This is a genomic window from Robertmurraya sp. DFI.2.37 (assembly GCF_029211245.1).
Classification (GTDB): Bacteria; Bacillota; Bacilli; order Bacillales; family Cytobacillaceae; genus Robertmurraya; species Robertmurraya methanolica_A.
The window spans coordinates 1-255 of record NZ_JARGEJ010000982.1; the positions used below are offsets into that span (position 1 = coordinate 1).

At 48.2% G+C, this 255-nt stretch carries 1 protein-coding gene; it reads right to left on the reverse strand.

The window, feature by feature from the left end; all coding sequences use genetic code 11:
* Positions 1-35: 35 nt before the first annotated feature.
* Positions 36-255: hypothetical protein (locus tag PZE06_RS29430; protein ID WP_275792599.1), on the reverse strand; the 220-nt coding region annotated here is incomplete at its 5' end.

Genomic DNA, 255 nt, shown 5'->3' on the forward strand with positions numbered 1-255 from the left:
GAGTATTTACCGACTATTTCTGTGATATGTGCCAATTATCTCGCCTCCAATACGCTGTTCATGTTGACGAAATTCAACGCCGATAAAAGTAGCGCACAGCCAATCGTGACTGCGTCCGGCTCGAATACGCCCGCAACAAATAGCGCAAATAACACCGCCCAATAAATTGCGAAAAAATAGTTAACGTATTTCATTCGCCCACCTCCGTTAGAATTGTCTCGTAGGGTCTTCGTCCGCTTGCGCCGGCTCGCCTGC